Here is a 15,858-nt window from a genome sequence, read left to right on the forward strand (position 1 = left end):
TGAAGTTCAAATGAAAAGGGCAGCGTCAGTGCTGCCAAAAGTTACACAGCCTGTTTCTTCTGTTTCGCAAGGATTTCCAGAAGCTCCTGCCGATCTGTGGTAATCAGCTCCTTTTCCAGATTGGAAGCCTTAAATTCCACAGTGATGTTATTGTTGTTGGTTGAGATCAGACCGTTGCCCCGCTGGAAATGGGTGATGTTCATTACTTCTGTTTCCGATAGATGCAGGATAGTCTTCACCCGCTGTGCCTCTTCATCCTCCATGTTCAGGATAATCTTGGTCTTGCAGTTATTGATGATACCCTTGCCGTACTTCCCGTCATCCAGAGCAAAGAAGTCGTTTAAATCCTGTGTGGCAAAGATGCCGGCTCCGGAGTAAGCACGGATGATCTTGGCAATCTCCAGTACGAATTCCGCTGCAAGCCGGTTGCTGGATGCACCGATGAGCTGCCAGACCTCATCGACAAAGATGGCTTTCTCTTCGGTACGGTTTTCCTTCGCTTTATCCCAGACATAATCCAGGGCAACGAACATGCCGACCGTTAAAAGATCGCTGGAACCGGTCAGTTCGGAGATATCCAGTACCGTATATTTATTGGTAAGGTCCACATTGGTCTGCTGGTTAAAGGAAGAAGCAGAACCGTGAACCAGGCGGTTCAGGATATGAGCCAGACGTTTGGTATCCTCGCTTTCCAGCAGGACATTGTAGACATCCTCCAGAATGGGCATCTTTTTGTACTGCTCCGGATGCTGCGGATCTGTCAGGGATTCATTTTTATGTGTAATCCCTTTTCTGGCATAGGTTTTGATTAGGGCTTCATCCAGAAGCTGCTTCTCCTCATGGGACATATCCGGGATCAGCAGACTGAAGAAGATGTGAAGCCTTTGGATCTTGCCTGCCAGTGCGGAGGCATCCAGTGTCGGTCCGTCCAGCAGTTCATTTACAGAATTGTCTACCTTCCGGATTTCCATGATGTTGATACAGTTCTTACTGGCAGGAGAGATCTGGATAAATTCTCCGCCGACATTCCTTGCAGCCCGGTAAAATTCGTGTCCCTTTAGCGGAGCGATGATGAACACCTGGATGCCTTTTCTTCGCATCCTTAGTGCCATGGTCTGCATGGTGAAGGTCTTTCCTGCTCCCGAACAGCCTAAGATACAGATGTTGCTGTTCTTGTACTGCCTGGAATCAAAGATATCCGCAATGACCAGGGAATTGTTATGCTTGTTTACCCCAAAGAGGATTCCGTTATCATCGCAGATACTGTAGCTGACGAAGGGATAGCAGCTTGCCGCCCCGGAAGTCAGTACGTTCCGCTTGGACAGCTTAAAAAGCTTCTTGTCCAGATTTGCCAGCGGCAGAGAGGATAAAAATCCCTGCTCCTGTAAAAAGTAGCAGGAGTGTAAGTTCATATCCTGCGAGATCAGGAGCTTTTTCATTTCCTGAATCCGCCACTGCAGTTCTTCCAACGTGGAAGCAGTAATGGTGATGAGAAGATTCATGTAATAGAAATCTTCGTTGTTGGCAAGTCCCTGCTTCAGAAAATATCCGGAGCGGATGGCAGAATCCAGATCGTCATAATCAGTGTTGGTATCGGACGCATCCTTTAATTTGGAACGGTTGATACGGATCTGCTGACCGAGACGCTGCTGAATCTTGTCCTTTGGCTGTTTCTGGAGAAAGAAATCAATATCAATCCCTTCCCCGGCATTGACAAGGAGTGACAGCCATCCGGGAGTTACCCGGTTTTTGTAGCCGTCAGACGGCACAAGCAGGTAGGAATGGTAAAGCCCATTGATCTGCACATAATGGGAGTGCTTGAAATCCACACTTTCCGGTGCGAGAAACTCGTTGATCCGGATGTGATCCAGTTCCTCCATGCGATTTTCCTTTGTATAGGCGGACAGTACAGTGCTGATCCGGTTCGAAAGCGGAACCTCCGTACAAAGGGTACGGTTTAAAAGGGTGTAGAGAACATCCGTAGTAAATTCATCCTCATTGTCATGGGAGACCACTTCATTCCCGCACTGGTATAGAAAGGTTTTGGCGGTCTGGGAGGCTGTCTCAAGAGCAGCAAGGATTTCCCGTTCCTCTTCCTTTCGGTTTGCGTTGAATGGTTCATATTCAAAGATCAGAAAGAACCGTCTGGATACTGCTTCTCTGGAACTTAAGTTCTGGACAAACTGGATGTAGTCACGCTGCAGTTCCTGACAGTGGGGATCGGTTTCCCGCTCCAGCTCCAGCTGGGACTGCTCCAGATGCTTATTGATGTCTGCTTTTTTGGAGATCATCTTGATCTGGAGTTTGACAGGGCTGATCTTTAAGTAACTGATAAAGCTGTAGATAATGCCCTGCTGTTCCCTGGCACTTCGAAGCAGAAAGTTGATTGGTTCAATCTCCAGGATCTTCACGTACCGTCCGTCTGTGGTATAGACGATTCCGTTTGCGATTTTTTCCACCGGAAGATAATCCTCCAAGGTCTGGTCTTTCTTTCGCTTTTTCCGGGAAACGGGTTTTGACGTGGCAGATGAGGTGTCCTCCTTGGAAACCACCTTTTTTTTCTGCTCTTTTTTTGCAGCCCGCTTTTCGGAAACTGCCCGTTTTTCTTCCTCCTTTCGTCTCCGGGCTTCCGTTTTTTTCTGTATTTTTATCTGTTTCGCCGCCTCTTTTTTCTGTCGGCTGGCTTCTTTCTGCTCCCACTTCAGATAACGGATATCTTCCTTTGCCTGTTTTTTGATGCCCCGCTTGGTGGAGGTATCAAACTGCCGGTGTTCTTTTTTTTTACTTTTTGGCGGAGCTGGTGCGTCCGGTTCAGACTGTGGGGGAGCCGATGCCATTACTTTGGAAGGCTCTGCCATTTTTTCTGCTTTCCGGTGTTTCTTTGTCTTTGGCTCTTTGAAACGTGGTTTCCTGCGTGGCTTTCCTTCCGGAAGACTGTCGGACCTCCAGATTACCCTGCGGTTCACTACAAAACGCAGGGCATTCATCAAAAAGGCAGTGATGCTCTCCCCGCCGATTCCAATCAGGGCTACCATTGCCGCTGGAAGTGCGGTCATGCAGAGAATGATGATGCGGGCAGTCAGGGACAGCGGCAGGTGGAAAACAGGGATACCGATTGCCAGGGAAAGAAAAATGCTTTCTATGGCATTGCGGATGTCAAAAGTTCCGTTTAGGATCTTGCCTTTCTCAATGAAGTTGGAAGGGATAAAGGAAACCGGTGTTTCTTCTGGCTGTGTCATGGCTGCACCTCCTTTTTCGTATCTTTCGCATCTTCCGAAGGTGTGGAGGCACTGCCGGATTCTGTGTCCGGAGCTTCCGGGCTGTCAGAAGTATCCGGATACCCGCCTTCCTGCAGGTGTTCAATGTCCTGCGAAGTCAGGGACGGCAGGGAATCATCGGTTTGCTTTTCGTAAACAGTCGTATCTGCAGAGACCTGTACCCCGTCTTCTCCAAATAAAAACACACCCGTCGGGGTGTGGTAGGTAACCGGAAGCGTATCCTGATCGGAAAGTGAAAACATCAGGCAGACGGTTGTTTCGGTAGGGTAGCTGGTTTTTTCCGGCAGGAAGGTGATGCTTGTCTGTTCTTTTTTGACATACTCTTTTAGGTAGACAGGAAACTGCCCTTTGAGAGAAGCAATCTGGCTGTCGGAGAAAAATGCTTTTAAAGCATCAAAATCCAGATATTCCGGCATGGGGGTATCAGAATTTGTTTCTGTTGTTTCCTTTGCCGGTTCCCTGCCTTTGTTTCCGGAAGCTTCTTTTTTCTGGCTTTTCCAGAAACTGGGGAGAACCAGTCCGGCAAGCAGCAGAAACAGCATCAGAAAAATGGAAAGAATCACTTTTGTTCTGTTCATAATGGCTCCTTTATTTTTTGTCGAAGATCCAGTAGGCATTTGCCGTAGCATGGATTTCCGACATCATATCAAATTCACGGTTAATATAGTTCTTTGCGTCACTGTCATTGGGATCATTGACCAGTACCTTGCCGTTTGCCGTAACACCTCGGAGTACGATGAAGTGTCCGCCGCTGGTGAAAAGTCCTGCACGCTGAGAGGAGATGACCGGACAGCCTTCGGAGAGTGCCTGAAGTACCGTATTGGCATTGCTGGTCTGTGTGACGCTGCCACAGCCGAAATGACTGGCTGCAGCCTGAAAGTAGCTCCAGTAGGTTCCAACTCCCGGCTTGTAATAGGAATTCCCGCACCATGCCACCGCATCCGGAGGGGTAATGGTATTCCCGGTCAGGTAGCTGGCGATCATGGCAAAGCTGGTAGGCCCGCAGCCGGAAGATGCGATGGAGCCGCCGCCATAAGGAATGTTCCCGTAATCGGTCTGGAGATAGTGCGGAATCTGCATTCCGTTTGCCGGATAGCTTCCGCCGGTATTGGTAATCTGATAATACCGGAGAACATGCTCCACATATTCCTTGTCCCCATACCGGTCATAATGCCAGTTCGGACGGGCACACATCATATCCGAATAAGCAATGGCGTTTTCTTTGGTATAACCGCCGTCACGTTCCATTGCCCAGTCGATATAGCCGGAGCCGTAATTGTAACCCTGAAGCGCCAGCTTGATGCGGTCCAGGTCGGTAGGTCCGGTACATCCTGCTTTATCCAGTGCATACTTTAATTCCTGAATCCCACATTCGATGGAATAAGCAGGATCGGTGATGCCGTTGGGGACATGGGGGTATTTCTTATTAAAGCCGCCTTCTGCCGCCTGCATGGGATCGCTTCCACGCCCGCCGCTTTCCTGCATCATGACTGCCATGAGGAGTTCCACATAAGCTTCCATGCCGTATTTCTGTGCGACCTGCTGGATGGTAGCCCGGTAAGCCAGCACCTCATCGCTGACACCTACCGCCATGGCAAGACCGGAAGCGGAGCCGCCAAAGAACATGGTCAGGTTTTCCACATAACTGTCTGCCGTTTTTTTCTGCTTATCAGTCAGATGAAAGACGTGATCTGCAAAGTAGGCATCTCCGGCATAGCTGACCGTGTAGGTATGGCGGGTAAAAGTAACCTTTCTGGGTGGTGCATTTTCCTCTTCCGCCGGAACTTCCACCGTGGCCGTTTCTGAAGTAACGTCATAAGAAAAAAGCCCGTCCTCGTTTTCCCGGATCAGGCTTTTGAGTTTGCTGATATTTATATTTTTATAGTCATCCTGGCTGGCACAAAACTGTGCGATGAGCTGGTTCGCATTTACGATGATACTGGAAGCGTAAGGATCGCTGATAGAGGCAGTATCTCCTTCCGGGAGTCTGGCAATTTCCGCATTGATCTTAGCAAGCAGTGCATCATGGCTTTCCTGAAGCACCTCCACGATTGCCTGATTGGAAGCCCGGATATTTTCACTGATTACCGTGTTGCTGGTCAGTGCTCCGGTATTTTCAGAGAGGTCTCCGAAGACGAGTCCCGGAAGCATGACAAGGAACAGAATGGGAAGCATCAGTACACCGCCGACGGCTGCTCCAGTTTTCGCAAGGGTGCGCCTGTGCCGGAATACTGTACCGATGACAGCAAGAGGACTGCCCATCAAGGCTGTTTTTGGCATGTTACATACGCTCCTTTCGCTGTGGGGCTGGCGGCAGTTTCTGGACAATGGATTCATTGTAGGCTACTTTGCCGCTGCCGGAAGTATATGGTGTTTTTTCGACCGTATCCTGTGCATACTGCTTGTACCAGGTGGAACCATCCACGGACTGTACCGTAGAGTAGGAGCCCTGAGTAGGAGCTGCATACTGGTCGGCATGGTACAGGGCAAAATCCCGGTTTCCGGAGCTTCCGGTTTCGGTACCGGTGATCCTTCCGCCACCGATTTCTACATTATCATAGGAAGAACCGCCGCCCGGATTGATGCCCATATAGGAAGTAAAGGCTTTCTGTGCGTCTGCTCCCTTGATGGAACCTACCTGACCGTAATTTCCCTGTGCAATGTTGCTGATGACCTGATTGGCAAAGTCTCCGCCTTTGTTCAGGGATGACTGGTAGAGCATGTTTCCGATACTGCTGTGTTCGGTATAACCGGTTGCGGAATTGACCGCTTCTCTTTGTACCTGTCTTCCCACTGCCCCGGCAAGCCCGCCGGATAGGAAGCTTCCTGCGACAGCCGCACTTCCGGGAGAAGAGGCTTTGTGGTAGCCGCCACCACCATGGGAACGCATGGAACCGGTCAGGCTCCGTCCTGCAATCAGAAGTTCAGCCATCATGTTTCCTCCGGTATTGCCGACATTGATGCCAAGCGATGCCAGAAAAGAATCAATTTTCTGGGATACCTTTAAAAAGGCAATGGCACACAGGAACCAGACGAAGACATTTCCGGTTACCGCTTCCTTTCCCTGACTGGCAACTGCCGCTTCCACGTCTGCTTCCGTAAGCTCCGCTGCAAAGACCGGCATGGAGCAAAACAGTACCAGACAGGCAGTTAGTACCAGGAATGGTATGAGTTTCTTTCTAAGTTTCATTTTGGTCCTCCTTTCTTATAGGGATAACGGATTGGCAAGGAAGGTGCCGACCATAGAAGTAAACAGCCGCAGGCACCACGCATTCATCAGAAGCAAAAAGAACTGGCCGCCAAGCATCCGGCACCAGCTTTTGAAGATATTTCCGGTTGACTGGCTGGCACCCATGGAAAAAGCTGCCGGGGCTGTGTAGACCAGTACCCCCAGAAGAATATAGCGTTCTGCCGCTTCAAAGAGCAGTTTGATGTAGTTCCACGCCAGAATCAGTACCAGAATCAGTGCAATGATGGCTACCGCCCCATTTGCACAGACTCCCAGGATGACTGTGACTACGGAGTTAAAATCCGCAAATTTTAAAGGCGGCAGGTCTTCCGTCAGAATCCAGTTGTACGGTGTTCCTGAAATCTTCAGGAGCAGATCCACAATATCTTTCGCATAGAAGGTGAGAAAGATAAAGAGGAAGGAACGGATGGACAGCTTAATGGGATCTTCCGCTTCGATACCGGCTCCCATAAAGTAATTTTTAAAGAGCTGCCATACCCAGTTTAAGAGGATCAGCCCGATGCCCAGTGCCAGAAAGACCTGATACATGGTCTCGGCAGCAGGAAAGTAGCGAAGAAACGTATCCATGGAACAGCCCAGAGCACCGAGGACTGAAGTGGTGATCAGATCCAGAATGTTCATGACCTGTTCGGCAATCCATTCCACGATTCCGTCAAGTATTCCCATAGTGGCATCTCCTTTCGTCTATCCGTTCCATTTTCCGCCTGCAAAGAACGGGGTGATGTAAGCCATGATAAAGCCAAGCCCGTTTAAGATCGCCCAGGTAATGACGATACGCTTGAGCCATGCACGTGATTCGTCCACGGTTTTTCCGCTTTTGGAAAAATTCATCATCAGAAGGGCAACCGATGCCGTTACGACTGCAGCAATGGTGGAAATGAGGATAATCTGGTTATAGACATCCTTCATGATCTCATTGGCTTTGGTCCAGATGGTAGCGGCAAAAACCGGCTGTGTGTATCCGCAGAGGACTGTGACAGCCAGAAATGCAGCATACAGGCATCTGCCATAATTGACATGCCGTTTTGTGTCCGGCGGAGCGTTTTTCAGTTTGTGTTTCACGTAAAAGTACCTCCTTTTTATAAGAGCGGCAGGAGAATTACCTCCCCTGCCTTTGCTTATGGTTTTCCTGCCTCAAGAAAGGACGCAGCCCGGTCAATGCAGGCTGCGTCCTAAATCAAAGTATGAAATTGTAAAGATCCTCCTATCTTACAGAAAAAACGCAGCTTATTTGCCGCAGGAGAGGCTTCCCATACGGCAGTGCTGCGTTTCGTTCTGCATATAATTTTGACAATATCAATTTTAACATGGGTAAATTACCGCTACAATCGCAGGACTGTGCCAGTTACAGACGATGGAGTGCCAAAAATGTGACCAACGCTAAAAGCGTTATAAATGCAATCCTTATGGATACTGTAAGCGTGATTTGCAACCAATTATACTGGATTTACATGACTAATGCTTTAAGCGTTAGTGAATACTGGAAGGAGGAGGTGTGCGTGTGAAAGGAATGGGAAAGGCAATCCGCAGGTACAGGGAAGAGGCAGGAATTACGCAGGAGAGACTGGCTGAACTGGTGGATATCAGTACCAACCATCTGGGTGCGATTGAGCGGGAAGTGAAAACACCTACGATGGAAACATTTGTAAAGCTGTTGAATGTATTAGGTGCGGAACCGAATGAAGTGCTGAAGGAAGTGATTCCTCTTACCAGAATGGAACATACTTCTGTAGTGGAAGGAAAGCTGGAAAGGCTCACACCGAAGAAGCAGGAAAGCGTGCTTCGGATGCTGGATGTGATAATTGAAGAGATGATGAAATAGAAGCTGTCTGCGAAATTGCCGCAGGCAGTTTTTTTGAAAGCTGTATATGCAATAAAACACATAAAAATATGCGATTTATGATGAAAGTGATTGCAAGATTTGATATAGTAATCCTAAAAGCATTATAAAACTAATTCTTAAAGGATGACTATAATATGAAAAAGGGATATGTGGGATTATTGGCATGTGCGTCAGGAATTCTGATCGGACTGGGAATCAGCCGGCTGGATCTGACAGGTTATCTTGAAAAAACACAGGAGCAGGAATATCACCCGGTAGAAAGAAAGGTGCCTGAATCAGTAGAAAGCAAGCTGAAAGATCCAAAACAGTGCTGGCTGTGTGGAAGCGATGAACGGAGTATGATGGATTATTTCCGGAAGTTTGACGATCTGGGAGTGATCTGTGCCAATCACTGGTATGTGATGGATATGCATATCCGGAATCATGATGAGGACGGGAATCTTACCGGCCCGCAGGGAAACGGGCATATGGGTTATACCGGGACAGGAGAAGGCGGCTGCTTTTTCCATACGGAGCAGATGTCGGATTACGGGATTTCCGAAGTATCGGTGGATTACGGGGAAGATAGTATCTTCGATGTGAAAAAAGTACAGAACCATCTGTGTCAGGAATGCCTGGATAAGCTGGTGGAAAGCATGGAGGTATTCTGTGAGGAAACGCAAAAACCCAAGCCCCGTGATCTGGTACTGGTGGATTTTCAGACATTGGAGCTGTACGCCATTCAGGAGCATAATGCGGGATACTTTATCCGGGATTATTATGTGGAAATTGAGTCGGAGGAAGATGGGGTGGAAGTAAAGGCATTTTACTGCCCGAAGCTTAATAACGGGAAAAAGGATGGAGAATAAATTGAGGTTTGCATTGGTGAGGAGTATAATGTAAGTACGTGTTATGTATTGGAAAAACTTGAATTTAGCAGAAAGAAGGATTGTTATGAAATTTATCAATACTAGAAAATTCACATGGATAATTTGTATAATAGGATTTTTGCTTGCTCTTGTAAGTATATTTTTCTTACCGAGTATTATTCCAGTACATTTTGCAAATGGGATTGCGGATGATTATGGAAGAAAAATACAAATATTTTTATTTCCTATATTACAAGTGCTTATCACTTTTTTGACTGGACGAGAAAAAGTAAAATATTGCCTGACACATTCAAAAACTTTCTTAACGGACATTCAGTTTAATTGGATGATAGATGGTGTACTTTTATTGGTAATGTTTGCAGAAATATGGGTTATCTATGCTTCATTTGCATAGAAATACTTGCATAACAATTTACATTTGATTGAGCAGATAAAAATGATTTGAGGTGGTAGCAATGAAAAAGCGATTGGGAATCATAGCCGGAATTTTAGGAATTGTATTGGCAGTCATTGGCATTGTACTGAAGCAGAAAGAAAACACAGCCGTTTCTGTTATTGGTGGTGCGGATGGCCCGACTTCTATTTTCATAGCAGGGAAGTTAAATGGTGATAATTTTATTTTTATGATTGTAGTTGGAATTATTTTATTGATTTTGGCAGGAGTTATTTTTTACAAACGTAAGCATTAAGTTACAGTTTTTTAGACTGTGTATGGCGGAAGAACCGGGAAAGTGTAGATATATCATGGGGATTTTGGAAAAAAATAAAAAAAGTAAGGGTACAGCGTTTGTCTATGATGAGAATAATGATTACTATAAGATGGAAATAAACGGGATTGAATTTGTCTGTGACAGTATACATTCCGATTATGAGAAGCATGCAGTTGAACTGGCACAGGCGTATGAGAAAAGGCTGCCGGATATCGTGGATTATCTTATGCCGGATATAAAGGAGATGTTTGGAATTACAAATCCAGATGTAATAGCAAACTCACTAGGAAAGCCGAGTATAGATTTGGATAGAGGAACACTGACTTATCTGGAGCACACAATGGACAGCCTACATATTATTGAAATGGAATTTGACGGTATCTTCACGGCATTCTATAACTCCTGTATTGATGGATAGGACTTTAGTAACATAGAGCTGCAGTTGTCTACAGCTTTTATCCAGACTTCGGATGTTACAGAGAAGCAATCAGAAATGGATTGATCGATTTCTGAAGCAGTATCCGGTGAAATCCTTGAACATATGAAGGAAAAGTATGTATGTTAATTTTATTTTTATTGTAGACAAAAGATAGGACTGATATGATAAAAGAACAGGTTATTACAAATAGAGGTGGAGTATTTGATGCAGAAAATATTATTACTGGAGGATGACTTGAATCTAAATCGGGGAATTGCCCTGTTACTTTCACGGGAAGGGTATGAGGTTCGTCAGGTTTATACAATAAAGGAAGCAAAAGAAGCATTTCAAAAAGGAGATTATGCTCTTGTTATCAGCGATATTACATTGCCGGATGGTACAGGACTGGATTTTGGAAGGATGGTACGTGCAGGTGGAGATACATATCTTATCTATCTTACGGCTTTGGATCAGGAAATAGATATTGTAAATGGTTATGATACAGGGGCAGATGATTATATTACCAAACCATTTTCACTGATGGCTTTGGTGTCGAAGGTGAACGCATTGATGAGACGGCTTTCTAAGGTACAGGCACAGATTATGTCTTCCGGAGAGATTACGGTGCATATGAAAACGATGCAGGTGTATAAAGGGGATGAACCAGTTACTTTAAGTAAGAAAGAATTCTCTCTGTTGCTGTATCTCTGGGAGAATGCAGGACAGATTGTTTCAAAAGAAAGTATCCTGGAGCATGTATGGGATATAGACGGTCAATTTGTCGATGATAATACGGTTACTGTCAATATAAGCAGACTGAAGAATAAACTTGGAACAGAAGAGATAGCGAATGTGAGAGGACTGGGATATATATGGACCGGAAAGGTAAACAAAAATTAAAACGGTATTTTATCGTATATGTAATCTTTGCAGTATTTTTTACAGTAGGAATGTATCTGATAACAAAGTATGAGGAAAATGCGAAAGCAACGCAGATAGCACTGCTCCTTGCAGAACATCCTGAACTGGAAGGGGAAATAGTTGCAATCTGGGAAAAGTCAGGAACAGTAGATTTTATAAGAGACCGGGACGATCAGAAGATAGAAAGAGTCGTACAGATGCTGGAAGAAACTTATGGTTATCACTCAGGGAGTGGATCTTCAGATGTGGTTATAAGGATTATCTGGGGAATTGGATTACTAGTGGGAGTCATAGTATGTAGCCTGTTCTTGTACCTGGACCGAAGAAAAAACTGGAGCAGATACGGTGATGAGGAACAATTACAGCAATTATATGAATGTCTGCAGGAATTCAGAAAAGGAAAATTCCAAACATATCCTGAAGAAACATCAGAATCGGAACAATGGTTAAAGGTGTGGGAATCTGTAAAGGAGCTGGGGCAATATTTCGAAGATTTGAAGGAACGTCTGGAGCAGGAAGAAAATGGTACGAAGAGTCTGATTACAGATATTTCCCATCAGTTGAAGACTCCGCTTGCATCACTCCGGATGAGTCATGAGCTGGTGGCAGAAAATCGGGTTACAGGAGAAGAACAGAGGGAGTTTCTGGAGCAGGAATCACAGGAACTTACCAAACTGGAACAGCTCTTGAATGAACTGGTAAATCTTTCAAGGCTGGAAACACATATGATCCAGATACATTCGCTTCATGAAAGCCTGAAGAAAACGCTAACAGAGGCTGTCAGTCAGATTTATATGAAGGCAAGAGGAAAAGATATTTCCATTCAGGTGGAGATGGATGATGATATAGTTGTGAACCATGATTCAAAATGGACGGTAGAAGCATTAACGAATATCCTTGAGAATGCAGTCAAATATTCACCGGAACATACAACGATTACAGTGAGGACGCAGGAGCTAGCAAGCAATGTGCTTATTGAAGTAGAAGATGAAGGAATGGGCATTCCTGCGGAGGAACTGCATAAGATCTATCAGAGATTTTACCGGGGAAGGAAAGCAAAGGAACAGGTAAAAGACGGAGCGGGTGTCGGTCTGTATCTTGCCAGAAAGATCATAGAAGAACAGGGGGGGACAATAGCAGCCAAAAGAAAGGCTGAGAAAGGTATGATATTTAAAGTGACACTGCCGCTCATAATAGGAGAATAGTCGGAACCCTTACAAAACTGTTATGGTTGTTGTAAGGGTTTTGTAATGCAGGAATGTTATAGTAGGGGTATGAAATGGAAAGGGGACTTGAAGATATGAGTAGTATTTTAAAAGTAGAAGATCTAGTAAAGTATTATGGAGAAGGCGAGAATCAGGTGAGAGCCGTGGATCATACAAGTTTACAGATAGAGAGAGGCAAGTTTACAGCTATCGTAGGACGTTCCGGCTCCGGAAAATCTACACTTCTGCATCTGATTGGAGGGCTTGACAGACCGGATTCCGGCAAAGTATGGATTGATGGAACCGATATCTATTCTCGAAAAGATGATAAACTGGCACAGTTTCGAAGAAAGAAGATAGGATTTATCTTTCAGGATTTTAATCTGATTCCATCGCTGAATGTGTGGGAGAATATCGTTCTTCCGCTGGGACTTGATAATCGCAAGGTAAAGCCGCGGGAAGTGGAAGATATTCTCAAAAAAATCGGACTGCAGGATAAGAAAGATGCGATGCCGTCTGCTTTGTCTGGTGGACAGAAACAGAGAACTGCGATAGCCAGGGCATTGGTGACAAGACCGGCGATAATTTTGGCGGATGAGCCGACGGGAAACCTTGATTCCCAGACTGAGCTAGAGGTTATGAGCCTATTGAAAAGCTGCGTGTCGGATTTCGGGCAGACGCTTATCATGATTACCCATGATGAAACGATTGCCCAGATGGCGGATGAAATGATTATCATTGAAGATGGCAAGGCGGTGAGAAGATAATGAAGATGACGACCAGAGTTGCATATTGCAATATGCGGCATTATAAGAGCAAAAACATACTGATTGGAATTGCCATTATCCTGACAACATTACTGCTGTTCGTAATCCCATCAATCGGAAAAGATATGGTGGAAGTGAACTTTGCGGTAATCAATAAGATTTATCCAACATGGCATGCCCTTTATCGGAACGTGGACGAGAGTACAGTTATGAAACTGGCGGCACATCATGATGTGAAAACTTACGGACTCCGCAGCGATGCGGGGTACATGAATCTGGAAGATGCGACGGTTTCCATGATGTATATGGACAGAACAGGGATGGAACTTTATAAAGTGAAGCTGAAAGAGGGGCAACTTCCGCAGAAAGAAAATGATATTGTGGTTTCAAAAGGAATACTGGAAGCATTAGGACAGAATGGGAAAATCGGTGACACTATCACAGTACCTTATCAGATTCTGAAAGATGACGGACTGGATTATACGAAGGAGAAAGACTTTCGAATCTGTGGTTTTTTAGCAGATAATGAGAGCAGCAAAGAACAAAAACAATATACATCATTGGTTTCAGAGGCCTTTCTGAAAGCGGAGATACCGGTAGAACAGGTGAAATATCGGTTTTTACTTCAGGTGAATGGACAGAAAGGAAATACGACTGCAGATTATACAGAGACGATACAGAATATTGCCAGACAGTTCGGGATTTCCGAGGATGACATGAATATTAATAAAGAGTATCTTGCAGCAAATTATGTGGATCCGGCTACAATTCCGGTGATTGTAGGAATCATGCTTATTGTTGTATTGGCGGGCATTATCACAATTTATAGTGTTTATTATGTATCTATGAACCAGAGGGTTCGGGAATTTGGAAAGTTAAAGGCAATCGGGGCTACGAAACGGCAGCTTAGACAAATCGTACTAAGAGAGGGAATGGGAGTGGCGTTGTTTGCCATTCCGATAGGACTTTTGATCGGAACAGTTGCTGTGAAAGTTGTACTTCTCCAGTTTGTAGAACATGCAAAGGGTTCAAACGTACTTATAACAGAGGCATACAAGGTTGTAGCTAAAGGAGAAGTCCAACTTTATTATTGGTGGATTTATCTGTTGGCAATTGCAGTGACTCTGTGTACAGTGTATCTGTCACTGATGAAGCCTATGCGTATGGCGGCGAAGGTATCAGAAATAGAAGCTATGCGTTACCAGGGAGGCAGTAAGCGACAGAAAAGCAGCAGGAAGGGATATCAATTTCTGAATATCGGACGACTGACCAAGAGAAATCTTGCAGAGAATAAAAAGAAGAGTACTATCACGATTGTATCTATGGCCGTTACCGGAATATTTGTCATGATGGTAGCAACGGTGCTGTCTTGTGCAAATCCGATGGAAAGTGCAAAGAGTTCGATTGTGGGGCAATATGAGATTTCTCCAATTGTGGAATCCGGGAATAAAGAGCATCCTGAATATGAATGGGCGGAGGTTCAAAAGAATAATCCATTAAATGAAGGACTAAAGCAGCAGATAGAGGAGCTTGACGGTGTTGAGCGGGTAGATGTGTTTACCGCGTTGAAGGTATCAGGAGGACCTTTTGAAGAAAAAATTGGAACCGAATTTATCAATGGAGTGCCGGAAGAATACGCAGAAGAGCTGAAAAAAGGAATCACTGAAGGCAATGTCACATACGAGGAATTGAAATCCGGGGATAAAGTGATTCTGGACCGCGCGCTACTTCACTGGTATCCAGATATTAAAGTGGGAGATAAGCTGAAACTCAATATTCATGATGGAGATAATACCTTTCAAAAAGAGATTGAAGTGGCAGCAATTGGTGAATATGGAACAGGTCTGACAAACTATAACTGTCTTATCATGGCAAAAGAAGGGGCAGAGAAACTTACCATAAATAATTCTTCCAGCTATTTTCAGGTGATTGCAGATAAGGATTATGATGAGGCACTGGAAGCATCTCTACAGGCTATTGTGGATGGATCAGGCAGACTGCAGATGCGTACCTGGAAGAATGAGTACGATACATGGGAAAATGCCATACAGATGACTAGAGGTGCATGTTATGCATTTATCATCATTCTGGCAGCAATCAGCATTATGAACTTGATTAACACAATGATCAATAGTGTCCATGTGCGAAAAAAGGAGCTTGGCATGATGCAGGCAATCGGAATGTCGGACCGTCAGTTGATGAAGATGCTCCAGTTGGAAGGTATATTCTATACAGTAGGCACTCTTATTATCAGTATCGGAGTGGGAAGTCTTGCAGGATATCCGTTGTTTTTATATGCAAAGCGTACAGGAATGTTTGATATCAGCACATACCATTATCCGGTAACAGCAGCTATTATTATAATTTTAACATTGTTTGTGATACAGATGTTATTGGCAATATTCATTGCAAAGTCAGTAAGGAAAGATTCATTGATAGAGAGAATTCGTTTCAGTGAGTAAGAATATAAATTTCTGATGTTTAATGCAGATACTAATCAATGTCATAATAAAAAGGGGGACTTGATTTCTCAAATCCCCCAGTGTATAATGAACTCAAGAAAGGTATTCAGATGCAAAATCTGATGCCCTCAGTTA

At 44.9% G+C, this 15,858-nt stretch carries 15 protein-coding genes; 9 read left to right on the plus strand and 6 right to left on the minus strand.

The features are described 5' to 3' along the window. Positions 1–41: 41 nt before the first annotated feature. The 6 genes from LI149_RS03620 to LI149_RS03645 are packed head-to-tail and all read right to left on the minus strand — an operon-like array spanning position 42 to position 7,578. Entirely contained in the window at positions 42–3,239 is a 3,198-nt protein-coding gene (locus tag LI149_RS03620) for an ATP-binding protein (RefSeq protein WP_148462130.1), read from the minus strand. Further along, positions 3,236–3,856: a DUF5038 domain-containing protein gene (locus LI149_RS03625; protein ID WP_177968160.1), complete on the minus strand. Its 621-nt coding sequence runs from the start codon at positions 3,854–3,856 to the stop codon at positions 3,236–3,238. The genes LI149_RS03620 and LI149_RS03625 overlap by 4 nt, the downstream gene beginning before the upstream one ends. A 10-nt stretch (positions 3,857–3,866) precedes the next feature. Further along, the gene (locus LI149_RS03630; RefSeq protein ID WP_005333517.1) at positions 3,867–5,558 is read right to left on the minus strand and encodes a lysozyme family protein; all 1,692 of its coding nucleotides are present in this window, start codon (positions 5,556–5,558) and stop codon (positions 3,867–3,869) included. Between the two features lies 1 nt (position 5,559). Beyond that, positions 5,560–6,468 carry a hypothetical protein gene (locus LI149_RS03635; protein ID WP_005333520.1) on the minus strand — a complete coding sequence of 303 codons (909 nt, stop codon included), beginning with the start codon at positions 6,466–6,468 and terminating at the stop codon, positions 5,560–5,562. Positions 6,469–6,483: 15 nt separating this feature from the next. Beyond that, positions 6,484–7,194 carry a hypothetical protein gene (locus tag LI149_RS03640; protein WP_005333522.1) on the minus strand — a complete coding sequence of 237 codons (711 nt, stop codon included), beginning with the start codon at positions 7,192–7,194 and terminating at the stop codon, positions 6,484–6,486. A gap of 18 nt (positions 7,195–7,212) precedes the next feature. After that, positions 7,213–7,578: a hypothetical protein gene (locus tag LI149_RS03645; RefSeq protein WP_040015535.1), complete on the minus strand. Its 366-nt coding sequence runs from the start codon at positions 7,576–7,578 to the stop codon at positions 7,213–7,215. A 460-nt stretch (positions 7,579–8,038) separates the two neighbouring features. On the opposite strand from LI149_RS03645, the gene LI149_RS03650 reads away from it, so the two are divergent. The 9 genes from LI149_RS03650 (at position 8,039) to LI149_RS03690 (ending at position 15,723) form a co-directional block, all read left to right on the plus strand. Further along, positions 8,039–8,350, plus strand: a complete 312-nt coding sequence (locus tag LI149_RS03650) for a helix-turn-helix domain-containing protein (protein ID WP_179960461.1) — start codon at positions 8,039–8,041, stop codon at positions 8,348–8,350. Positions 8,351–8,505: 155 nt separating this feature from the next. After that, positions 8,506–9,219, plus strand: a complete 714-nt coding sequence (locus LI149_RS03655) for a hypothetical protein (RefSeq protein ID WP_227142968.1) — start codon at positions 8,506–8,508, stop codon at positions 9,217–9,219. 85 nt (positions 9,220–9,304) lie between these two features. Then, positions 9,305–9,634 (plus strand): DUF1648 domain-containing protein, encoded by a 330-nt coding sequence (locus LI149_RS03660; RefSeq protein WP_022415592.1) that lies wholly within the window; start codon positions 9,305–9,307, stop codon positions 9,632–9,634. 61 nt (positions 9,635–9,695) lie between these two features. Beyond that, on the plus strand, positions 9,696–9,929 hold the full coding sequence (locus LI149_RS03665; RefSeq protein WP_005333531.1) for an LPXTG cell wall anchor domain-containing protein: 234 nt from the start codon (positions 9,696–9,698) through the stop codon (positions 9,927–9,929). Positions 9,930–9,951: 22 nt separating this feature from the next. Continuing rightward, the gene (locus LI149_RS03670) at positions 9,952–10,368 is read left to right on the plus strand and encodes a hypothetical protein (protein WP_005333532.1); all 417 of its coding nucleotides are present in this window, start codon (positions 9,952–9,954) and stop codon (positions 10,366–10,368) included. A 225-nt stretch (positions 10,369–10,593) separates the two neighbouring features. Next, on the plus strand, positions 10,594–11,268 hold the full coding sequence (locus tag LI149_RS03675; protein ID WP_005333533.1) for a response regulator transcription factor: 675 nt from the start codon (positions 10,594–10,596) through the stop codon (positions 11,266–11,268). Then, positions 11,241–12,494, plus strand: a complete 1,254-nt coding sequence (locus LI149_RS03680) for a sensor histidine kinase KdpD (protein ID WP_005333534.1) — start codon at positions 11,241–11,243, stop codon at positions 12,492–12,494. The genes LI149_RS03675 and LI149_RS03680 overlap by 28 nt, the downstream gene beginning before the upstream one ends. 95 nt (positions 12,495–12,589) lie before the next feature. Further along, the gene (locus LI149_RS03685; RefSeq protein ID WP_172676439.1) at positions 12,590–13,261 is read left to right on the plus strand and encodes an ABC transporter ATP-binding protein; all 672 of its coding nucleotides are present in this window, start codon (positions 12,590–12,592) and stop codon (positions 13,259–13,261) included. Continuing rightward, positions 13,261–15,723 carry an ABC transporter permease gene (locus LI149_RS03690; RefSeq protein WP_227142969.1) on the plus strand — a complete coding sequence of 821 codons (2,463 nt, stop codon included), beginning with the start codon at positions 13,261–13,263 and terminating at the stop codon, positions 15,721–15,723. Before LI149_RS03685 ends, LI149_RS03690 begins: the two co-directional genes overlap by 1 nt. The last annotated feature ends 135 nt before the right edge of the window (positions 15,724–15,858 follow it).

Source organism: Dorea sp. 210702-DFI.3.17 (genome assembly GCF_020560825.1).
Classification (GTDB): domain Bacteria; phylum Bacillota; class Clostridia; order Lachnospirales; family Lachnospiraceae; genus Dorea; species Dorea formicigenerans.